A 21,466-nucleotide genomic window follows, 5' to 3' on the forward strand; every position below is an offset into this window, starting at 1 on the left:
GCTCAGGCTCCCTTCAGCTGGCGGGCCTTGGCCACCTGCGCCCGGCGGGCCGGCGCATAGGCCGGGTCGCCGAGAGCTTCATGCAGGGCCGAGGTCACGTCGTGATGGGCGGCAAGGCCGGTGCGCTCCAGAAGGGCGATGGGGCCTTCGGGATAGCCAAGGCCCAGGCGCAAGGTCAGGTCCATGTCGTCGGCGGTGGCAAGGCCGGCATCGAGCTTGCCGAGGGCGGCGTTGTAATAGGGGCGCACCAGCCGGTCGATGATGCGGCCGGGGAAGTCGGCGCAGACGGCGGTCTTCAGGCCATGGCCGGTGAAGAGGGCGCGGGCGGCGGCGATGGCCTCGGGGGTGGTCTTCGGCTGGCGGACGATCTCCACCAGGTCGGAGGGCGGCGCCTCGCCCAGCCGGAAGCGGGCAAAGCCCAGCACATTCGCGCCTTCCTCGCCCCGGCTCTCGCCGGTGTGCACGCCGAGGCATTCGGTTCCCAGCTCGATCAGGATAGCGGTGTAACGCGCCTTGTCAGCCAAGGCGGCGAAGGCGCGCCCGGCGCCAGGGCCGAGGAGAAGCACCACAATGCCGGTCTCGCCCGCCGCTTCCAGCAAGGGGTGGGCGATGGGGAAGGAGCGGCTGGTGCCGGAGGCGATGACCCGGTGGGAAGGGGCGGGGTGCGACATGGGTCAGGCTCCGAAAATGGCCGAGGTCTGGTAGTCCAGGAAACCGCGTTGGGTCTTGCGGCCGAGCCGGCGGGCAGCGACCATCCGGCGCAGCAGAGGCGGGCAGGCGGCGCGGGGCTCATGGGTCACGCCATGGAGCGCCTCGCACAGCAGCACCTGGGTATCGAGGCCCACCAGGTCCAGAAGCTCCATCGGCCCCATGGCGTAGCCGAGCGCGCCCTTGATGGCGGCGTCGATCTCCGCCGGCTCGGCGACGCCCTGCTCCACCAGCCGGATGGCATCGTTGTTGAAGGGCACCAGGAAGGCATTGAGGATGAAGCCGGGGGCATCCTGCGTCTTCACCGGCCGCTGGCCCATGGCCTCGCACAGCGCCCAGGCGCGGGCGAAGCTCTCGTCCGAGGTGTTGAGGCCCGGCGACATCTCCACCAGCTTCATCAATTGCGCCGGCAGGCAGAAATGCATGCCCACGAACCGGTCATCGCGGCCGGACCTGGCGGCGATCTCGGTGATGGACAACGTGGAGGTGTTGGAGGCGAACAGGGTCTCGGGCGGGCACACGCCGTTGAGCGCCGAGAAGAGCTGCCCCTTCGCGTCCAACTCCTCGAATATGGCCTCGATGACCAACCCGCAGGCTGCCATGTCGTCGAGCGTGCTGGTTCCGCGCACCCGCGACAGGATCTCGTCCACCTCGGCCTGGGTGAGCTTGCCGCGCTGCACCGACTTGCCGAAGAAGGCGCGCATCTGGCCGAGGGCGGCCTCGACGCGGGCCGGGTCCAGGTCGAACAGCAGGGTGGGGAAGCCGCCGCGCGCCGCCACGATGGCGATGCCGGTGCCCATGGTGCCGGCGCCGGCGACGCCGATGGTGATCTTTTCTGTCATGGGATGTCCTCAGCGCTCGATGAAGCTGCGGCCGATGAGCTGGCGGTGGATCTGGTTGGTGCCTTCCCAGATCTGGGTGATCTTGGCGTCGCGCATGAGCCGCTCCACCCGGTAGTCCTTCACATAGCCGTAGCCGCCATGGAGCTGGACCGCTTCGGTGGCCATGCGCATGGCAAGGTCGGAAGCTCGCATTTTCAGGATGGAGGCTTCGATGCCGATATCGGCGACGCCCGCATCCACCTGCCGGCCCACATGCATGAGCCAGGCGTCGCACAAAGCCAGCTCGGCGGCGAGGTCGGCGAGCAGGAACTGGATGCCTTGGAATTCCACGATCCTGCGGCCGGACTGCCGCCGGCCATTGATATAGGCCACCGCATCGGCGAAGGCGGCATGGGCGATGCCCAGCGCATGGGCGCCCACGGACGGCCGGGACTTGTTGAGCGAGGCCAGCAACAGCTTCAGCCCCTCGCCGGGGCCGCGCAGCAGATTGGCCTTGGGCACGCGGCATCCGGCGAAGGACAAGGTGGCCGTGGAGGAGGCGCGGTGGCCCATCTTGTCCTCGAGCCGCGACACGGACAGGCCAGGCGTGCCCTTCTCGATGACGAGACAGGAGATGGCCGCCTTCGGATCGTCCACCCCCGCCCATTTGCCGAAGACGATGTAGAGGTCAGCGACGTCGCCGTTCGTAATGAACGTCTTGGACCCGTCCACCACGATCTCGTCGCCCTCCGGCGTGAAGCGCGTGCGCATACCGGTGGCGTCCGAGCCCGCGTCCGGCTCGGTGATGACGAGCGCCGCGAGGCCCCCCTCGGCAATGCGGGGCAGGAGGCGGGCCTTCTGCTCCTCCGCGCCGAAATCGATGAGTGGCTTCACCGCGTGGAAATTGGTGGCCCAGATGATGCCGGTGGAGGCGCAGGCGGCGGAAATCTCCCGCACGCAGGCAAGGTAGGCGAGATAGGACAGGCCCGCCCCGCCATAGGCTTCCGGTACGAACATGGCATTGAGGCCGAGGGCATTGATGCCCTTTACATTCTCCCAGGGGAATTCGCCGGTCTCGTCATGCTGGGCGGCGCGGGGCGCCACCTCGTCACGGGCGAAGGCGCGCACACTGTCCAGCAGCAGCGCCTCATCCTCGGCCAGGCCCCATTGGTCGTCGAGGCGGGATAGCACGGTCATGGAACGCCTCCGTCAGTGGGCAATGCCCTGACCGCCATCGAGATAAATGGTCTCGCCGGTCAGGAAGGGCAGGTTTTCGCCGAACAGGGTGGCGATGAGGCGGGCCACCTCGTCCGCCTGGGCCGGCCCGCCGGTGGGGATGCGGGCGGCGAGGAAGGCGCGGACCTTCTCGGAGGCCAGATAGTCCTTGTTGAGATCGGTCTCGATATAGCCGGGCCCGACCGTGACCACGCGGATGCCCTTGGCCGCCCATTCCACCGCGAGGCAGCGCGTCAGAGCGGCAACGGCGGCCTTGGAGGCGCAATAGGCCGCGTTGTGGCGCACGCCCAGCTTGTCGAAGAAAGAGCCCATATTCACGATCAGCCCGCCGCCCGCCGCCACCAGATGCGGATAAGCCTGCTGGCAGACCGAGAAGGTGGCGGTGGCGTTGGTGGCCATCACCTCGGCGAATTCGGCGAGCGGCTGGCTGTCCGAGGGGCGGGCCACATGCAGGCCGGCATTGTTGACGATGCCGGTGATGGGGCCGGCCTGGTCCGCAAACTGCGCCAGCGCGGTCTCGACGGCGGCGGCATCCGAGACGTCGCCCTTCAGCGGGATGAGGCGCGGAGCGAGTTCGTCGGGCACGGGGAGGTGTTCCGGCCCCAGGCCCTTGCGGGAAAAGCAGCCCACCACATGGCCGCGCCGGGCCAATTCCAGCGCGATCACCGCGCCGATGCCCCGGCTCGCGCCGGTGAGGAAAATGTTGCGGCTCATGTCAGAGGTCCCGGAAATGGGGCTTGCGCTTTTCGACGAAGGCGGCGAGGCCCTCGGCGGCGTCCTGCGTGCGATAGGCGAGGGTGGAGAGCTCCGCCTCCGTTCGCAGGCCCTCGGCCAGCGGCAGGGTGAGCGCCCGCTGAACGGCAGAACGGGCGAGGGCGAGGGCGGGCAGGCCGTAGCCGGTGAATTCCCCCGCCAGAGCCTTGGCCGCCTCCAGCAGGTCGCCCTCGGCCAGGCGGTTGACGAGGCCCATGGCGAGGGCCTCCGGCGCCGCGAGAGTACGCCCGGTGAGGATCAGCTCCAGCGCGCGCGCCTCGCCCACCAGGCGCGGGAGGCGCTGGGTGCCGCCATAGCCGGGGATGAGGCCGAGCTTGATCTCGGGAAGCCCCATCTTGGCCTTCGGCCCGGCCACGCGGAAGGTGCAGGCCATGGCCAGCTCCAGCCCGCCGCCGAAGGCATAGCCGTTGATGGCGGCGATGGTGGGCACCTTGAGGGTGTCGAGCTTGGCGAAGACGCGCTGGCCCAGCTCCGCTCCGGCCTTTTCCTCCATGAGGGAGCGGCCCATCAATTCCTTGATGTCGGCCCCGGCGCAGAAGGCCTTCTCGCCCGCGCCGGTGATGATCAGGGCGCGGATGTCCCACCCGCCCGCCTCGTCCAAGGCGGTGCCGATGGCGCGGATGAGGTCGAAGGAGAGCGCGTTCAGCGCTTCCGGTCGGTTGAGCGTGAGGACGGCGACATCACCGTCGCGAACAAGATCAAGCATTTGAGGCTTCCGGATCGCTGCGCGGTCAGGCGGGACGGGCGAGGGGTGGGGCGACGAAGCGCACCGGCTCGGGCTGAAGGGCGCCCGCGCGCACCAGGTCCACCAAATCGCGCTTGAGCACCTTGCCGCTGGCGGTCATGGGGAAGGCGTCGAGGGCCAGGTAATATTCGGGCATGTCGTATTTGGAGAGACCGGCCGCGAAGAGGTGGGCCAGCATGTCCCGCGCCTCCACCCGCCGGCCCTCGCGGGCGATGACGGCGAGGCACACCTTTTCGCCCAGCCGGTCGTCCTGCACCGGAAAGGCCGCCACCTTGAAGGCGTCGGGATGGCGGATGGCCAGGTCCTCGATCTGGGAGGGATAGATGTTGTGCCCGCCGCGGATGATGAGGTCTTTCAGCCGGCCGATGATCTCCAGATTGCCCTTTGCGTCGAGCCGCCCCAGATCGCCGCTCATGAACCAGCCGTGAGCGTTGAAGGATTTTTCGGTGGCGGCCTGGTTGCCGAAATAGCCGAGCATCAGGCAGGCGCCCCGCCCGCCAATCTCACCCACCTCGCCGGGGGCGGCCTCTTCGTCCGGCGCCTCGGGACGCCAGATCTTCACTTCATAGGCGGCGCACGCCTTGCCGCAGGTGCGCACCATGGTCTCCACGTCATCGTCCGGCAGGGTGTATTGGTGCGAGCCGTTCTCGGTCATGCCGTAAATGTTCTGCGGCGTGACCCCATGGGCCAGGAACCGCCGCGCCACCTCCATGGGAATGGCGGCGCCCGCCATGTAGAAGGTGGTGACCGCGCCGAGCCGGGTCAGCCCCCGCCGCTGCGCTTCGCCCAGAATGTCGATGGCATGCGTGGGCACGCCCATCACATAGGTGGCGCCGGTCTCGATGATGCGGTCGAGGGGGCTCGTTCCCTTCGGGACGTCATTGACCACCAGTTCCGCGCCGGCGGCCAGCATCTGCTCCAGCGCCACCGTGCCGATATGGTGGCTCTGGGGGCTTAGCGAATAGATCACCCCTTCCGGCCCCAGCCCCCAGTCGCCCGCCAGCGCCCGGCCATTGGCCAGCAGAGTATTGTCCGAGTGCATCACCCCCTTGGGCTGGCCGGTGGTGCCGGAGGTGAAGGCGAGATAGACCACCTTGTCCGGGTTGGCCTGAGGCGGGGATAAAGGCTTCGCGCCGTCCGGTCCCGGCAGGGCGGCCGCGCCGTCAGGCATGGGGATGCCTTCGGCACCAAGGGCATAGAGGCGCCGCATGGCGGGAAGGGCGCGGGCCGCGGCGAAGATGTCGGCCCGGTCCCCGTCGGCCCCATAGCCCGGCTGGGCGAGGAGCGCGGCGGCGGAGCAGCGCTCCAGCAGGGTCGTGATCTCCCCCACCGTATGGTTCTGGTGCAGCGAGGGCGTGCACACATAGCCGTTGCGCGAACAGGCAAGGAAGGCGACCGTCGCCTCCACCCGATTGGGCAGCCAGACGCCCACACGGTCGCCGGGCCGCAGACCCGTAGCCTCCAGATCGCCCGCCACTGCGTCCGCCCAATCCACCAGCATGCGCCAGGTGAGGCGGCGCGTGGCGTCCCGAAGGGCGAAGGCATCGCCGCGCGTCGCCGCATGGGCAATCGCGCAGCCATAGAGCGTCTCGTCGCGCCATTGGCCAGTGGCGTAGTGGAAGCGCGCGGAGGCCGGGTCGTGCAGGGTCAGGAGCCGCGGCATAAGCGGCGGCTCCTTCCCATCGGTGGAGCGGGGCATCATGGCCGGCTCACTTGCCGAACTTGGAGGTGTCCGGCTTGCGGCGCTCGGCGAAGGAGGCCGCCAGCTCGTGGGATTCCTCGGTGTCCAGATAGCCGCGCAGCAGCAGGTCGTGCGCCATGCGGGCCAAGCCGCCCACGCCGGAGTGACGGGCCGAGAAGGCGGTCTTCAGCGAGGCGAGGGCAAACGCGCCCCGGTCCGCCAGGTGCAGCGCCATCTCCCGGGTGGCTTCGGCCAGCTTGTCGTCCGGCACCACCTTGTTGATGAGGCCATAGGAAAGGGCCTGCTGGGCGGTCAGCTTCTCGTTGAGATACCAGATCTCCTTGGCGCGCCTCTTGCCGACCAGGTCTTCCAGGAACCAGGTGCCATAGCCCGCGTCGAAGGAGCCGACCATGGGACCCACCTGCCGGAAGATGGCGCTTTCCTTGGCGATGGCGAGGTCGCAGGTCATCTGCAGCACATTGCCGCCGCCCACCGCGAAGCCATTGATGGAGGCGAGCACCGGCTTCTGCAGCCGCTCGATGGCGTCATACATCTCCAGCGTGGGAAGCACGCCGGCATAGAGCTGGGTCTTTTCCAGCCCGTCCTTGCGGCCGCCGGTGCAGAAGAATTTGTCGCCCGCGCCGGTGAGCACCAGGACGCGGGTGCGCGTCTCATTGCGCACCTGCTCGATGCAGTCGCGCACTTCCCGGCACATGGTGGCGTTGAACATGTTGCCGTCCTGGGGACGGTTCAGGGTGAGCGTGCCGACCGGGCCGTCTTCGGAATAAAGGATGGTCTCGTAGGACATGAGAGGGGCTTTCCTTCCGGTGCGTTCTGTTCGTTCGATCTGTGCGCTCAGCCTTGGGTGCGCTCAGATGGCGCCCGACGCGCGCAGGGCGTCGATTGCCTGATCGTCATACCCGAGGAGCGTGCGCAGCACCTCCTCATTGTGCTCGCCAAGGCGCGGCGGCGGCGAGAAGCAGCCAGCCGCCTCCCCGTCCATATGGATGCCCAGCGCCACCTGCGGCAGGTCCTCTCCCTCGCGGGGGATGCGGTAGAAAGCCGAGCGGGCGCGGAAATGGGGGTCTTCCACCACCTCGTCGAGCCGGTAGATGGGGCCGGCCGGCACTTTGGCCCGGGCGAACAGCTCCAGCCATTCCGCCCGCGGCCGGGTGCGCAGCACGGCCGAGATGCGGGCGACGATTTCATCCCGATGGATACGGCGGTCCGCATTGGTGGCCACATGCGCGCCTTCCGCGCCGGCCGGGTCGCCCACCGCCTCCCAGAAGCGCTTCCAGATGCCGTCATTGCCGAGGCCCAGCGTCAGGGGCAGGTCGGCGGTCTCGAAGGTCTGGTAGATGGCGATGACGCTGTCCTTGCCGCCGGTGCGGCGCGGCAATTCGCCTGAGCCGAGATAGGGCACGATGCGCGGCGACATGAAGCGGATCATGCTCTGCGTCAGGCTGATATCGAGGGCGCACCCTTGGCCGGTGGCGGCGCGCTTGTGGAGCGCCGCGAGCACGGCGAGCGCCGCATCCGCCCCCGCCAGCATGTCGGCGGCCGGCGCGCCCACCTTCTGCGGCTCTGCGTCCGGCGGGCCGGTGAGATCCATCACGCCGCTATAGCCTTCCGCGATGAGGTCGTAGCAGGGCAGGGCGGCATTGGGGCCGTCGAGGCCGAAGCCGGTCAGCGAGACATGGATAAGCCTGGGACGGCTTTCCCGCAGCGTGGAGGCATCAAGCCCGAGTTTTGCCTGGGTCTTGCCCAGCAGATTGGTGACCACCACGTCGGCCTTGTCGAGCAGGCCCTCCAGCACCGCCCGTCCCGCAGGCGTGCCATAGTCCAAAGCCACGCTCTTCTTGTTGCGGTTGACCGACAGGTACCAAAGCGATTCCCCGTCCAGGAAGGGCGGGCCCCACTGGCGGGAATCGTCGCCCGCTGGGCGCTCCACCTTGATGACGCGGGCACCGAAATCGGACAGCAGCATGGTGGCATAGGGACCGGCGATGGAGGAGGTGAGGTCCACCACCGTCACATGGTCGAGAATGCGGAACGCCTCCGCCGCGCGCGCCTCGGGCAGGCTCGCGCTGGGGGAGGAGAGATGTGGCAAATGGGCAATGTTCATCATCGGCACCCGTTGGTGCGACGATTACCGCAAGCCCTGTGCCAGACTGCGGAACACGTTGGAAATGCTGAATTTTGCGTCCCGAGCTGGAGTGGCGATCAGGAAATGTGTTTGCGGTGGGGACACTTGCGGGCTAGGGGTGTCTCCAATCAGAACATGCGAGGCGCGGGATGGCGACGGCTCTTGATATTGTCTTCCTTGACGACACGGGCCGCCTTGCCTTCGCCTCTCCCACCGCGCACGCAAGTGGCCTTGCCGAGGCGGTGCGCGGCCATGTCCAGAAGGTGGGAGCCAACAAGCGCGTCTCGGCCTTCGCTTTTGGCGGCACCTCCCATGTGGTCATCCAGGCTCCCACCGATGGCGGCACCGCCGTGCTCGTCCATGAGGACAGCGCAAGCTCGGCCCTGGTGGATTTCGTCCTCTCCGTCGATATCGCCTTCGACATTCTCAACCACTTCCTCACCAATCCTTTTGAGGGCATCACGGTGGTCGATCGGGACGCGGTGCTGCGCTATCTCAGCCCCGTCCATGAGCGCTTCTTCGGCTTTGCTCGTGGCGATGCGCTGGGCCGGCCGGTGCAGGATGTGATCCAGAACACCCGCCTCCATGTGGTTGCCCGCACCGGCTCGGCGGAGATCGGGCAGGTGCAGGAGATGCAGAACGTCACCCGCGTGGTGAACCGCGTGCCCATCCAGCGGGATGGCAAGCTGGTGGGGGCTATCGGCCGGGTCATGTTCAAGGCCCCCGAGGAGGTGCACGAGCTCTCCCGGCAGATTTCTTCCCTGCGCGCCGAGGTGGACTATTACAAGAAGGAACTGGCCGGCCTGCGCCACCGCGCCTTCGGCCTCGACGAGATCGTCGGCGAAAGCGAGGCCATCCGCCGCCTCAAGGACGACATCCGCAAGGTGGCGCCCCTCGACGTGCCCGTCTTCGTCTCCGGTGAAAGCGGCTCGGGCAAGGAATTGGTGGCCCATGCCATCCATAATCTGAGCCGCCGGGTGGAACGGCCCATGGTCCTGGTCAATTCCGGCGCGCTGCCCGCCACGCTCGTGGAGAGCGAGCTGTTCGGCTATGAGGCGGGCGCCTTCACCGGCGCCCGGCGCGAGGGGCGCATCGGCAAGTTCGAGATGGCGGACCGCTCCAGCCTGTTTCTGGACGAGATCGGTGACATGCCCATGGAGACGCAGGTCAAGCTCCTGCGGGTGATCGAGAATGGCATCTTCGAGCGGGTGGGCAGCAACCGCTCCCGCAGCACCAATTTCCGGCTTATCAGCGCCACCAACCGCGATCTGCGGCGCATGATCGCCGAGGAGGCGTTCCGCGCCGACCTCTATTTCCGCATCAATGGCGTGACGCTCCAGGTGCCTCCGCTGCGCGAGCGGGCCGGCGACATCCCGCTTCTGGTGCGGCACTTCGTGCAGCGGGTGGGGCAACGCATCGGTTCGAATGTCCGGCGGGTGCACCCCAAGGCGCTGGAGATGCTCCAGGGCCTCGCCTGGCCCGGCAATGTGCGCCAGCTCCACCACGAGGTGCAGCGGGCTATGATCTTTGCGGACGGGCCGGAACTGACCCTCTCCAGCTTCCGCCATCTGGAAGGCGAGGAGATGGAGCCTGCGCCTCTCTCCGTTCCCGCATCCGGTGCTACCACCATCCGCGAGACGGTGGGGAATGTGGAACTGGCGCTGATCCGGGAGGCGCTCCAGAAGCACAAGGGCAACAAGAAGCGGGTGGCCGAGGAACTCGGCATCTCCCGCTCCTACCTCTACAAGAAACTGGCCGAGATGGGCGTCCGCTGAGGGCGCGCCCTCAGAGCGCCTCGCCCCGCAGCAGCTTCGGCACCGAGCCGGTGAGCCCTGCCGCATCGCGGATGAACAGGCCCTTGAGGCGCGGCATCCGGTCGACCAGCCCCAGGCCCATGTCGCGCACCAGGCGCAGCGCGTCGGATCGGTTGGAGAAGAGCCGATTGAGCCCGTCCGTCGCCACCCCCATGGCGAGGGTGTCGAAGCGCCGCCAGCGCTGGTAGCGCTCCAGCACCGTGGGCGAGGCGAAGTCGAGCCCGGTGCGGGCCGCATCGGTGATGGCCTCGGCGAGGGCTGCCACGTCCCGCAGGCCCATGTTCAGCCCCTGGCCGGCAATGGGATGGATGAGGTGGGCCGCATCCCCCACCAGAGCGAGCCGTTCGCCGATGAAGCTGCGGGCCATGGCAAAGCCCAGCGGATAGACGCCGGGCTTCGAGATCGGCCGCACCGCCCCAAGGCTATGGCCGATGCGCTGCTCCAGTTCCTCCTGGAACAGGAAGTCGGGCAGAGCGGCGATGCGCTTGGCATCCTCGGTGCACTCGGTCCAGACGATGGACGCCCGGTTGCCCCGCATGGGCAGCACCGCGAACGGCCCGGGCGGCAGGAAATGCTCCTCCGCGCGGCCCTCGTGAGGGCGCTCATGCTCGATGGTGAAGGTGATGGCGGACTGGTCATAGGTCCAGGCCACGTTCTGGATGCCGGCCATGGAGCGCAGACGCGACTTCGCGCCATCACAGGCGACCAGCAACTGGGCACGAACCGTGGCGCCTGAGCCGCTTGTCACCGCTACGCCTGACCGATCGGTCGCAAAGGTCGCCACGGGCTCGGCCACCAGATGGATGCCCGCCTCCTGCGCGAGATCGGCGAGGCCCTGCTGGAGCACGGCATTGGAGATCATGTGGGCGAAGGGCTCGCCCGGTTCCACGTCGCCATCGAAGGTCAGGAAGACCGGCCGGGCGACGTCGCGGGTGCGGCTGTCCGTCACCACCATGGAGCGGATGGGTTCGGCCGCGTCCGACACACGTTGCCAGGCGCCAATGACACCGAGCAGTCGGCGGGCGCCTGCCGCGATGGCGGAGGCCCGCATGTCGCCGGCGAAGGAGCGGTTGAGGCCGGGATCAAGGACGGCGATTTCTGCCTCCCGGCCGAGGCCGTCGCGCAAGGCGAGGGCAAGGCTCAGTCCGGCCAGGCCCGCACCGGCGATCACGATGTCCGCGCGGGCGGGAAGGGTGTTCCGTCCGCTTTCGCCCTGAATGCCCGACTGCATCGCTTCCATGACCAGACCTCGCTCACTTCGATCGGAGGGCGCGTGGCGCCACCCCTTCACCCATATACGACCCGCGCCCGCGTGCCGTTCACCTTGACGCGCGCGGTCCGGAATGGCTCGTTGCACCCCGAACCGAACCCACGCGACGCTCCGGACTTTTTCGGACCCGCGTTTACCGAGCGATCTCATGGACCAGCCCGCCACCGATCCCGCGTCCCCCTCCAAAGACGTTGATGCCCTGCTGGGTATCCTTGACCTCGAGCCTCTGGAGATCAACCTGTTCCGAGGTCGCAGCGTCAGTCCGACCGGCGGGCGGATCTTCGGCGGACAGGTGATTGCACAATCCTTGATCGCTGCCCAGCGCACCGTCGAGCCCGACCGCATCGCCCATTCCCTCCACGCCTATTTTCTCCTCGCGGGCGACCCGACGGTCCCCATCGTGTTCGAGGTGGACCGCATTCGCGACGGGCGCAGCTTCACGACCCGTCGCGTGGTCGCCATCCAGCGAGGCCGGGCCATCTTCTCCATGTCGGTCTCCTTCCAGGTGGCGGAAGGCGGCCTGATGCATCAGGGTCGCATGCCCGACGTGCCCATGCCCGAGGATCTGCCCTCCGACGATGTCTGGCGCGAGAAGCTGGTGGCCCGCTTCCCTCATGCCTCAAAGCGTGACTGGATGGCCCTGCGCCCGCTGGAGGTGAAGCCCACCGGGTTCGACGCGCCCTATAGCGGCAATGCGGGAGATGCGGCCCGCCCGAGCCTGTGGATCCGCACCCGCGGTCCGCTGCCCGAAGGATTGCCCTTGCATCAGGCGGTGCTCGCTTATGCGTCCGACCTCTCGCTGCTCCAGGCGGCTTTGCTGCCCCATGGCCGTAGCGTGTTCGACAGGGATCTCCAGGTGGCAAGCCTGGACCATGCCCTGTGGTTCCACCGGCCCTTCCGCGCCGATGAGTGGCTCCTCTATGTCCAGGAGAGCCCCGCTGCTTTCGGCGCCCGAGGCTTCTGTCGGGGCGAGCTTTATACGCGGGACGGCGTGCTCGTCGCTTCTGCGGCGCAGGAAGGATTGATGCGCCGGATTTCGCAATAGCGAAATGTGGTGTCACTTTCTTGAGCGGAACGCCTAATTTTTAGGCCAAGATTTGGGCAACGCGGGGGCGATGCCGTCGCGGCAGTTCTTCTGGCGAGAAAATAAGCACGCCTCCGCCCTGACTCTGCGAGACTGGCACGTTCCTTGATTCAGGTGTGGGCAGGCTAGGTCGCCGTGCGCGGATTTTTTCCCCGTCCCGCATGGCACAGCCGGGAAGAAAACGCCTTTGGCCGCTTTCTGGCGGGTGGGCATCACGGGGACAGGGACCGATCCATGAAGATCGTCATGGCGATTATCAAGCCATTCAAGCTGGAGGAGGTGCGTGACGCCCTCACCGGTATCGGCGTTCACGGCCTGACCGTGACCGAGGTGAAGGGATACGGCCGGCAGAAGGGCCACACCGAGATCTATCGCGGCGCGGAATATGCCGTCAGCTTCCTGCCGAAGCTGAAGATCGAGGTGGCTGTGTCCTCCGATCAGGTGGCCAAGGTCGTGGAAGCGATCTCCGCTGCGGCCAAGACCGGCCAGATCGGCGACGGAAAGATCTTTGTCTTCCAGATCGATCACGCCGTGCGCATCCGCACCGGCGAGACCGACGCCGACGCGCTCTGACCTTCCTCATTTCACGGAGCCCTTTTCCATGTCGCTCAAGACCTGGTCCCGTGTGGGACTGCCAACCCTCCTGACCGCAGCGGCCATCGCCCTGCCGGTGCTGGCGCAGACCGCGACGCCCGGTGCCGATGCCGCTCCCGCCGCCGCGGCCGCTCCCGTCATCAACAAGGGCGACACCACCTGGATGCTGGTGTCCGCTTTGCTGGTGCTGATGATGTCGGTCCCCGGCTTGGCCCTGTTCTATGGCGGCCTCGTGCGCGCCAAGAACATGCTCTCGGTTCTGATGCAGGTTTTCTATTCCGTCTGCATCGTCGGCATCATCTGGGTTCTGTACGGCTACTCGCTGGCCTTCACTGGCGGCTCGGACTTCATCGGCGGCTTCTCCAAGGCCTTCCTCAGCGGCGTGACCACCGAGTCCGCCGGCGGCACCTTCTCGGTGGGCGTTGCCATTCCCGAGCTGGTGTTCGTGGCCTTCCAGATGACCTTCGCCATGATCACTCCGGCCCTGATCTTCGGCGCCTTCGCGGAGCGCGTGAAGTTCTCGGCCATCGTGCTGTTCGTGCCGCTCTGGGTCACGTTCATCTATTTCCCCATGGCCCACATGGTGTGGTATTGGGCCGGCCCGGACGCGGTGGATGCCGCTGCCAAGGCCGTCGCCGCTGCCGCTGACGGCGCTGCCAAGACCGCCGCTCAGGAGGCCCTCGACGCGGTTCTCGCCGATGCCGGCTACCTCTACAAGCTCGGCGCCATCGACTTCGCTGGCGGCACCGTGGTGCACATCAATGCCGGTATTGCCGCTCTCGTGGGATGCATCATCATCGGCAAGCGCACTGGCTACGGCAAGGAAGCCCTCTCGCCCCACTCCCTGACCCTCACCCTGGTCGGCGCCGGCCTGCTGTGGGTTGGCTGGTTCGGCTTCAATGCCGGCTCCAACCTGGAAGCCAACGGCCTGACCGCCCTGGCCATGATGAACACCTTCATCGCCACCTGCGCCGCCGCCCTCTCCTGGATGGTCGTGGAATGGCTGGCCAAGGGTAAGCCCTCCATGCTGGGCGTCGTCTCCGGCGCGGTGGCCGGCCTTGTGGCCGTGACCCCCATGGCGGGCTTTGCGGGCATCATGGGTGCGTTGGTCTCCGGCCTCGTGGTCGGCGTGGTGTGCTTCTTCTTCTGCACCACCGTGAAGAACGCCTTCGGCTACGATGACTCGCTCGACGTGTTCGGCGTGCACGGCGTCGGCGGCATCTTCGGCGCCATTGCCACCGGCATCGTGGTCAGCCCGGCCCTCGGCGGCACCGGCATCTACGACTACACCACCGGCGCGGTTGCCGATTACAACATGGCCACCCAGGTCATCGCCCAGATCAAGGGCGTGCTGGTGACCCTGGTGTGGTCGGGCGTCGGCTCCGCCATCATCTTCTTCATCGTGAACGCAGTCGTCGGGCTGCGCGTGTCGGTGGAGAAGGAGCGCGAGGGTCTCGACATCACCGAGCACGGCGAGCGCGCCTATCACAGCTGATGGGACGGGCGGGGCTTTCCGGCTCCGCCTTTCCTTTGGCGCCGACCCGTCGGGTCGGCCGCCTCCAAGGTTCGCCGGACCTCCGGCTTTAAGATAAAAAGAGGGGAAGATGGAGCCTCGGTCCGCAAGGGCCGGGGCTCCGTCGCGTTTTGGGGGCTGTTCGCGCGCCGGGCGAGGGCGCAAAGCAAAGGGGTGGCCCCCTGGCCACCCCTTCCTCTCACGTCTCTGCCGGTCGGGCGTGTCCGCCGCCTGGCGGGCTCAGCGCCCGGTGAAGAGCTGGTCCAGCTTGCCGCCGGAGGCGAATTGCTCGGCCTGAACCTTTTCCCAGCCGCCGAACACCGCATCCACGGTGAGCAGGCGGATGGGCGGGAACTGGTCCTTGAACGCGGCCGCCACCTTGGGGTCCACCACGCGATTATAGCCCTTGGCGAGGATGGTCTGGCCTTCCGCCGAATACAGGAATTCCAGATAGGCGGTGGCGACTGCCCGCGAGCCGCGCTTGTCCACCACTTTGTCCACGATCGCCACGGGGAAGTCGCCCTGGATGGAGACCGAAGGCACCACGGTCTGGAGCTTCTTGTCCTTGTAGAGGTCCTGGATCACCCGGGTCTCGGCCTCGAAGGTCACCAGCACGTCGCCGGTCTCCCGCTCCACGAAGGTGGTGGTGGCGGCGCGACCGCCGGTGTCGAACACCGGCACGTTGGAGAGCAGCTTCTTTACAAAGGCGTCGGCCTTGGCCACGTCGCCCTTGTTCTGCTCCAGCGCATAGGCATAGGCGGCCAGATAGGTGTAGCGCGCATTGCCGGAGGTCTTGGGGTTGGGGAAGATGACCTTCACGTCATCCCGCACCAGATCGTTCCAATCCTTGATGCCTTTGGGGTTTCCGGCCCGCACCAGGAAGGCGGGGAAGGAATAATAAGGCGAGGCGTTGTTGGGGAACTTCTGCTTCCAGTCCTTCGCTACGAAGCCGGCCTTGGCCAGCACCTGGATGTCCAGTTCCTGGTTGAAGGTCACCACGTCGCCTTCCAGCCCTTCAATGATGGCGCGGGCCTGGCGGGAGGAGCCGGCATGGCTCTGGTTCACGGTGATCTGCTGCCCGGTCTTCTGCTTCCAGGCCGGGACGAAGCCCTCATTGATGGAGGTGTAGAGTTCGCGGGCGATGTCGTAGGAGACATTGAGGATGGAGTTCGGCCCCTGCTGCGCAAAGGCCAGGCGCGGCATCGCCGCCGAGGCGGCGGTGAGCGCGAGAAACGTGCGGCGGTTCAGCATGGGCTCTCCATTTACATCCCGTTTATGCGATTTGGCGCATTTCACGGCAAATTAGCATGGGCCTTGATGGAGCGAAACCCTATTTCCCGCACTCCGCGTGGCTGAGGTATAATTGACGAAGAATATGCGTGAATTCTGGATTGCCAATGGGCCGCTGGCTCGGCCCATCGATTTCCGGTCAAGCCCAAGCGCCTCGGATGAGCCCTGGAGGGAGGCTGGGACGCCTATCTCTCGCACCGGGCGGGGGGCGCCATGGTGGTCTGCATTCTGTGGAACCGGCACGCGCTCCTCCGCCTAGCAAAATGTTCCCTGCCATCAATCAAAATAAGAATAATATCTTATATGACGGAGGTCAAGGAGGAGGCGAGCCGGGCGGCATCGGTCACCCTCGGTGACATCCCTGCTCGGCGGGAAGGAACTTGGTCTCGTCCAGGATCGCGGTAGGATTGTCCTGCGGGCGATCTACTCAGGTGGGGCTGCCCCGCCTCGACCCAGGAGGTCCCATCATGTTGGTGCTGACGCATCACCTCTATCTGAAGACCCGCAAGGGCGAGCGGGCGTTCGACATCCGCGTTTTTCAGCCGGTGCAGCTCCAGGTTCCTGTCGGCACGGCTTGGTCGTGCCGCTACGAGATCGACTGGCCGGACGGGCCCGTAAAGAGCGAGGGCTTCGGCTTCGACGCCCTTCAGGCGCTCATGTCGGCTTTGAAGATGGTCGGTGCCGAAATCTACTCGACGACATATCACCGCGAAGGAAGGCTTCGCGCCTATGAGACCGAAGAAGGCTACGGCTTCCCGGTCGCCTCATCCTTGCAAGATCTTCTCGTGGGTGTGGATGCCATTTGAAGGCGCTACACTCCGCTTCTCTTCCGCCCGCCTTTCCGTGCCAGAGGGCCGCCAAGTTCACTGAGGCACTTCCCTCTTCGCCCGCGTGTCCATCTTAATCCCCTGGCGCCAGCCGAAGCCGGCGCCAGGGGATTTTCCCATCAGGCGGCGGTGCGCTTGTTCTGGCGGTTGTGGACGAGGTCTTCCACCACACCGGGATCGGCCAGTGTGGAGGTGTCGCCCAGATTCTCGAACTGGTCCTCAGCGATCTTGCGCAGGATGCGGCGCATGATCTTGCCGGAGCGCGTCTTGGGCAGGCCGGGGGCGAACTGGATGAGGTCGGGAGAGGCGATGGGGCCGATCTCCTTGCGCACCCAGGCGACCAGTTCCTTGCGCAATTCCTCGGTGGGCTGCTCGCCGGCCATCAAGGTCACATAGGCATAAATGCCCTGACCCTTGATGTCGTGCGGGAAGCCGACGACCGCTGCCTCGGAGACCTTCGGGTGGGCGACCAGGGCGCTTTCCACCTCGGCGGTGCCCATGCGGTGGCCGGAGACGTTGATGACATCGTCCACGCGGCCGGTGATCCAGTAATAGCCATCCGCATCGCGCCGGCAGCCGTCGCCGGTGAAATATTTGCCCGGATAGGCCGAGAAATAGGTCTGCTCGAAGCGCTCATGGTCGCCATAGACCGTGCGCATCTGGCCCGGCCAGCTGTCGGCGATGACGAGATTGCCTTCGGTGGCCCCTTCCAGCACCACGCCGGCCGCATCCACCACTTCCGGCTTCACGCCGAAGAAGGGCAAGGTGGCCGAGCCGGGCTTCAGCGCCGTGGCGCCAGGCAGCGGGCTGATGAGGATGCCGCCGGTCTCGGTCTGCCACCAGGTGTCGACGATGGGGCAGCGGCCCTCGCCCACCACGCGGTGATACCATTCCCAGGCTTCCGGATTGATGGGCTCGCCCACCGAGCCGAGCAGGCGCAGGGAGGCGCGGGACGTCTTCTTCACCGGCTCCTCGCCCGCCTGCATCAGCGAGCGGATGGCGGTGGGCGCGGTGTAGAAGATGTTCACCTGGTGCTTGTCGATCACCTCCCAGAAGCGGGAGACGGACGGATAGTTGGGAATGCCCTCGAACATCAGCGTGGTCGCGCCGTTGGCGAGCGGGCCATAGAGGATGTAGGAGTGGCCGGTCACCCAGCCTACGTCCGCCGTGCACCAATAGACGTCGCCCTCGTGATAATCGAAGACGTAATGGTGGGTCATGGAGGCATAGACGAGATAGCCGCCGGTGGTGTGCAGCACACCCTTCGGCTTGCCGGTGGAGCCGGACGTATAGAGGATGAACAGCGGGTCTTCCGCGTTCATGGGCTCGGCCGGACAATCGGTGGTCACGAGGTCTGCCGCCTCGTGGTACCAGACGTCGCGGCCCGGCTCCATGTTCACCTTGCCGCCGGTGCGGCGCACCACGATCACATGGTCGACCCCGCCGTCCACATGGGCGATGGCCGCGTCCACATTGGCCTTCAGCGGCACCTTTCGGCCGCCGCGCAGGCCCTCATCGGCGGTGATGACGCATTTGGAGCCGCAATCGGCGATGCGGCCGGCCAGGCTGTCGGGCGAGAAGCCGCCGAACACCACCGAATGGATGGCGCCGAGCCGCGCGCAGGCGAGCATGGCGAAGGCGGCCTCGGGGATCATGGGCAGATAGATGGTGACCCGGTCGCCCTTCTGGACGTCGCGGTTGCGCAGCACGTTGGCGAAGCGATTCACCTCGTCGTGCAGTTCCTGATAGGTGATCTTGCGGCTCTCGGACGGGTCGTCCCCCTCCCAGATGATGGCCACCTGGTCCGCGCGGTGGGGCAAATGCCGGTCGACGCAATTATAGGCGACGTTGGTGACGCCGTCCTCGAACCACTTGATGGAGACGCTGCCGGGGGTGAAGGACGTGTTCTTCACCTTGGTATAGGGCTCGAACCAATGGATGCGCTTGCCGTGCTCGCCCCAGAACTGCTCGGGCTGCGTGACGGACAGATTGTAGAGCGCCTTGTATTCATCATGGTCCACATAGGAGCGCTCGCTCCAATTGGCGGGAACCTCATAGATCTTCTCGGACATCGGCTTCGTCTCCCCCTTGCAGCGCGCTGCAAGCGCTTCGTGTTTAGCGACGGCTTCGCGGCCGTCATGTGACAGCGGGGCCATCTCTCCCTTTCGCCGGAGCGCGGCGGGGCTTTGGCCCCGGCTCCGGGGCGCAGCCTTGGGGGCTGCGCGAACTTGGCTGGATTATGGGGAGCAGCCCCGGATGCCACAAGGCGGGGGAGGGGCAGACTTTGGGCGAAGTCCCTGTGCGTCGCCTCAAGCCCCGGCCACCTGCGGCGCACATGACGCAGCCGCCCGGCGCGCCCCTGGCTGGGAAGCGACGGACGACTGCGCTATGAGGCGGCAGCGCCCATTCGGGCCGAACCGCTGGAGAGGGGATCATGTCGCCCTGGACACGCCTCGTCATCGCCCTCGCCGGCCTGTTCGGCGCCAGCGGCGTCGCCCTCGCGGCCATGTCCGCCCACGTCACCGGGGGCGCATCGCTCATGACGGCGGCGCAATTCCTGTTGTTCCACGCCGCGGCGCTGATGGGGATCATCGCCACGTGCGCGCGCCTCGGGCGAGGTCGGGCAACGCTTCTGGTGGGCGGGCTCGCCATCGCGCTCGGCACGATTTTATTCTCGGGCGACCTGGCGGCGCGAGCCTTGATGGACGTCAAACTGTTGGGCGGTTCCGCGCCATTTGGCGGGGTGCTGATGATCGTGGGCTGGCTGGACGTGGCCGCAGTCGGCCTTCTGGCTGCCCTGAAGGAATAAGGCGCGGCCCTCAGAGGGCGGCGCGCATCATGTTGAGCTTGGCGCGCAGGGCCACCAGCGAAGAGGCATCGTCGCCGAGGTCGGCGAGCAGGAAGTCGGCGAACTCGTCCGCATGCTCGGCCTCGAAGAAGGCGCGGGCTTCCTTCACGGAGCGCACCTCGCATTCGCGGGCGCCCAGAACGATGCGAACCGGAGCGGTGGTGGTGGCAGGCGTGATCTTGGAATACGAGCCCATCTGAGTTCCCTTTCCGATCCCTTTGCCGGTACCGGACGATCGTTCGTCCCGGTCCTGTCAGGTGGCGTGCCGCGCACGCCGTCTGCCCTCCACAACGCGGCGGTATGGCCGTGGTTCCCGGGCGCGAAACCGATTGTTTACCGTGACAGCGCGTCGTCCGCGGCGAAGACACTGGGCTGCGCGGAACTGACCTCAAGGCGGACACGTGTCCGCGCGAAGGACATTCAATTTCCATATTTTCCAATGACTTATATTTGGCACGCCGGTTGCTGAACCAGAGCCACCCGTTGCGACCCCGCCGCACCTGCTTGTGCCGGGGTGCGCACGACAACAAGGGTGGAACCCAAGGAGGAAAGCCGTGACGTTTCGCACACATCTTCTGCGCCGGAATCTTTTGCGACACGTGGGCGCCGCCGCCTGCGCGCTCGCGCTTGGAAGCCTGCCGGCCGCCGCGCAGAACGCCACAGACGGCAAGGTGGTGATCGGCGCCATCGTCGACATGACCGGCGTCTATTCCCGCCATGGCGGTCCGGGCATGGTCTCGGCCGTGCAGATGGCGGTGGAGGATTTCGGCGGCAAGGTGAACGGCAAGCCCATCGAGGTCCTGTCCGCCGACTACCAGAACAAGGTGGACGTGACCTCGGGCGTCGCCCGGCGCTGGTTCGACAATGACGGCGTCGACATGGTGATCGAATCCACCGACAGCGCCTCGGCGCTGGCGCTGTTCCGCCTGGGTGACGAGAAGAAGCGCGTCATCATCGGCGCGGGCTCCGCCACCACGGCGCTGACCAATGCCGGCTGCATGCCCTATGGCATCCATTATGTGTACGACACCTATGCGCTGGCCACCGGCACCGGCTCGGCCATCGTGAAGGAGGGCGGCAAGACCTGGTTCTTCATCACCGCTGACTATGCCTTCGGCCATGCGCTGGAGGCGGACACCAGCCGCGTGGTGCTGGCGGGCGGCGGCAAGGTGCTGGGCAATGCCCGCGCGCCTCTGTCCACCACCGACTTCTCCTCCTTCCTGCTCCAGGCCCAGTCCTCCAAGGCGCAGGTGATTGGCCTTGCCAATGCGGGCGGCGACTTTGTGAATTCGGTGAAGCAGGCGAGCGAGTTCGGCATCACCCAGGCGGGACAGAATCTGGCCGCCATGCTGGTCTTCATCACCGATGTGAAGGCGCTGGGCCTGAAGGTGGCGCAGGGCCTCAAGTTCACCACCGGCTTCTATTGGGATCGCGACGCGGAGAGCCGCGCCTTCTCCAAGACGTATTATGCCCGCAACAACGCCCAGCCCTCCATGGTGCAGGCGGGCGCCTATTCGGCCACCATGCATTATCTGAATGCCGTGAAGGCGGTGGGTTCGGAAGATGCGGCGAAGGTCTCCGAATGGATGAAGGCCAATCCGGTCAACGACTTCTTCGCCAAGAACGGCGTCATCCGCGCGGATGGCCGCATGGTGCATGACATGTATCTGGCGGAGGCCAAGGCGCCGGCGGATTCGAAGAATGAGTGGGACCTGATGAAGATCCTGCGCACCATTCCCGGCGACGAGGCCTTCAAGCCGCTGGCAGAGTCCACCTGCACGCTGGTGAAGAAGAGCTGACATCCGGCTTTTCTCCTTGGTTGGGCCCTCCTTGGGCCCCTCCCGAACCCTCCCCCGGCTCCTTGCCCCCTCCCTAACCCTCCCCCGCTTCGCGGGGGAGGGGACTTTGGCGGGCCCGGTCGAGGCGGTGTTTTGCCCGTCATGGGTGCCTGCCCTCTCGACCTCTCCCCAGGCGTGACCGGCCCCCTCTCCCGCAAAGCGGGGGAGGGCAGGGGAGGGGGCAAAGGCGCGACGCTACCAGCATGCGCGCCCCTCTCACGCCTCCAGCACCAACATCCCCGCCGATGGCGAGGTGGAGGGATGCGGGAGCGGCCGG

19 protein-coding genes are annotated in these 21,466 nt (G+C 66.7%); 7 read left to right on the forward strand and 12 right to left on the reverse strand.

What is annotated here, in order from left to right:
- Positions 1 to 2: 2 nt before the first annotated feature.
- The 8 genes from J5J86_RS20260 to J5J86_RS20295 form a co-directional block, all read right to left on the reverse strand.
- Positions 3 to 671, reverse strand: coding sequence for a 3-hydroxyacyl-CoA dehydrogenase family protein (locus tag J5J86_RS20260; RefSeq protein WP_209101346.1), 669 nt, complete (start codon positions 669 to 671; stop codon positions 3 to 5).
- Positions 672 to 674: 3 nt separating this feature from the next.
- Complete coding sequence (locus tag J5J86_RS20265; protein ID WP_209101348.1) at positions 675 to 1,550, reverse strand: 3-hydroxyacyl-CoA dehydrogenase family protein; 876 nt, start codon at positions 1,548 to 1,550, stop codon at positions 675 to 677.
- Positions 1,551 to 1,559: 9 nt separating this feature from the next.
- Positions 1,560 to 2,726, reverse strand: a complete 1,167-nt coding sequence (locus tag J5J86_RS20270; RefSeq protein WP_209101351.1) for an acyl-CoA dehydrogenase family protein — start codon at positions 2,724 to 2,726, stop codon at positions 1,560 to 1,562.
- A 12-nt stretch (positions 2,727 to 2,738) separates the two neighbouring features.
- Positions 2,739 to 3,479, reverse strand: a complete 741-nt coding sequence (locus J5J86_RS20275; protein ID WP_209101354.1) for an SDR family NAD(P)-dependent oxidoreductase — start codon at positions 3,477 to 3,479, stop codon at positions 2,739 to 2,741.
- 1 nt (position 3,480) lies between these two features.
- Positions 3,481 to 4,245, reverse strand: a complete 765-nt coding sequence (locus tag J5J86_RS20280) for an enoyl-CoA hydratase/isomerase family protein (RefSeq protein WP_209101356.1) — start codon at positions 4,243 to 4,245, stop codon at positions 3,481 to 3,483.
- A 25-nt stretch (positions 4,246 to 4,270) separates the two neighbouring features.
- Positions 4,271 to 5,947: a class I adenylate-forming enzyme family protein gene (locus tag J5J86_RS20285; protein WP_209101358.1), complete on the reverse strand. Its 1,677-nt coding sequence runs from the start codon at positions 5,945 to 5,947 to the stop codon at positions 4,271 to 4,273.
- 46 nt (positions 5,948 to 5,993) lie between these two features.
- The gene (locus J5J86_RS20290; RefSeq protein ID WP_209101360.1) at positions 5,994 to 6,773 is read right to left on the reverse strand and encodes an enoyl-CoA hydratase-related protein; all 780 of its coding nucleotides are present in this window, start codon (positions 6,771 to 6,773) and stop codon (positions 5,994 to 5,996) included.
- Positions 6,774 to 6,836: 63 nt separating this feature from the next.
- Entirely contained in the window at positions 6,837 to 8,090 is a 1,254-nt protein-coding gene (locus J5J86_RS20295) for a CaiB/BaiF CoA transferase family protein (protein WP_247657730.1), read from the reverse strand.
- Positions 8,091 to 8,260: 170 nt separating this feature from the next.
- Between J5J86_RS20295 and J5J86_RS20300 the strand changes: the two genes are divergently transcribed.
- Positions 8,261 to 9,886, forward strand: coding sequence for a sigma-54 interaction domain-containing protein (locus J5J86_RS20300; protein WP_247657731.1), 1,626 nt, complete (start codon positions 8,261 to 8,263; stop codon positions 9,884 to 9,886).
- A gap of 10 nt (positions 9,887 to 9,896) precedes the next feature.
- Here the strand turns inward: J5J86_RS20300 and J5J86_RS20305 are convergent, their stop codons facing one another.
- Positions 9,897 to 11,165, reverse strand: coding sequence for a ubiquinone biosynthesis hydroxylase (locus tag J5J86_RS20305; RefSeq protein ID WP_446698633.1), 1,269 nt, complete (start codon positions 11,163 to 11,165; stop codon positions 9,897 to 9,899).
- Positions 11,166 to 11,343: 178 nt separating this feature from the next.
- On the opposite strand from J5J86_RS20305, the gene J5J86_RS20310 reads away from it, so the two are divergent.
- The 3 genes from J5J86_RS20310 to J5J86_RS20320 all read left to right on the forward strand — a co-directional run bounded on the left by J5J86_RS20310 (position 11,344) and on the right by J5J86_RS20320 (position 14,368).
- Positions 11,344 to 12,240, forward strand: a complete 897-nt coding sequence (locus tag J5J86_RS20310) for an acyl-CoA thioesterase (RefSeq protein WP_209101362.1) — start codon at positions 11,344 to 11,346, stop codon at positions 12,238 to 12,240.
- Between the two features lie 273 nt (positions 12,241 to 12,513).
- On the forward strand, positions 12,514 to 12,852 hold the full coding sequence (locus J5J86_RS20315; protein ID WP_209101364.1) for a P-II family nitrogen regulator: 339 nt from the start codon (positions 12,514 to 12,516) through the stop codon (positions 12,850 to 12,852).
- A gap of 28 nt (positions 12,853 to 12,880) precedes the next feature.
- A complete protein-coding gene (locus tag J5J86_RS20320) occupies positions 12,881 to 14,368 on the forward strand; it encodes an ammonium transporter (protein ID WP_209101366.1) in 1,488 nt (495 codons plus the stop codon).
- Between the two features lie 258 nt (positions 14,369 to 14,626).
- Here J5J86_RS20320 and J5J86_RS20325 read toward each other — a convergent pair whose 3' ends face one another.
- Positions 14,627 to 15,637, reverse strand: coding sequence for a sulfate ABC transporter substrate-binding protein (locus J5J86_RS20325; protein WP_209101369.1), 1,011 nt, complete (start codon positions 15,635 to 15,637; stop codon positions 14,627 to 14,629).
- Between the two features lie 506 nt (positions 15,638 to 16,143).
- On the opposite strand from J5J86_RS20325, the gene J5J86_RS20330 reads away from it, so the two are divergent.
- The gene (locus J5J86_RS20330) at positions 16,144 to 16,482 is read left to right on the forward strand and encodes a DUF6968 family protein (RefSeq protein WP_209101373.1); all 339 of its coding nucleotides are present in this window, start codon (positions 16,144 to 16,146) and stop codon (positions 16,480 to 16,482) included.
- A gap of 140 nt (positions 16,483 to 16,622) precedes the next feature.
- Here the strand turns inward: J5J86_RS20330 and acs are convergent, their stop codons facing one another.
- A complete protein-coding gene (gene acs, locus J5J86_RS20335; protein WP_209101375.1) occupies positions 16,623 to 18,575 on the reverse strand; it encodes an acetate--CoA ligase in 1,953 nt (650 codons plus the stop codon).
- Between the two features lie 362 nt (positions 18,576 to 18,937).
- On the opposite strand from acs, the gene J5J86_RS20340 reads away from it, so the two are divergent.
- A complete protein-coding gene (locus J5J86_RS20340; RefSeq protein ID WP_209101377.1) occupies positions 18,938 to 19,312 on the forward strand; it encodes a DUF423 domain-containing protein in 375 nt (124 codons plus the stop codon).
- A 10-nt stretch (positions 19,313 to 19,322) separates the two neighbouring features.
- Here the strand turns inward: J5J86_RS20340 and J5J86_RS20345 are convergent, their stop codons facing one another.
- Positions 19,323 to 19,547, reverse strand: coding sequence for a hypothetical protein (locus tag J5J86_RS20345; protein WP_209101380.1), 225 nt, complete (start codon positions 19,545 to 19,547; stop codon positions 19,323 to 19,325).
- Positions 19,548 to 19,905: 358 nt separating this feature from the next.
- Between J5J86_RS20345 and J5J86_RS20350 the strand changes: the two genes are divergently transcribed.
- Positions 19,906 to 21,150: an ABC transporter substrate-binding protein gene (locus J5J86_RS20350; RefSeq protein ID WP_247657732.1), complete on the forward strand. Its 1,245-nt coding sequence runs from the start codon at positions 19,906 to 19,908 to the stop codon at positions 21,148 to 21,150.
- Positions 21,151 to 21,466 lie beyond the last annotated feature (316 nt).

The sequence above is a fragment of the Aquabacter sp. L1I39 genome, from assembly GCF_017742835.1.
In the GTDB taxonomy this organism is placed as follows: Bacteria; Pseudomonadota; Alphaproteobacteria; order Rhizobiales; family Xanthobacteraceae; genus L1I39.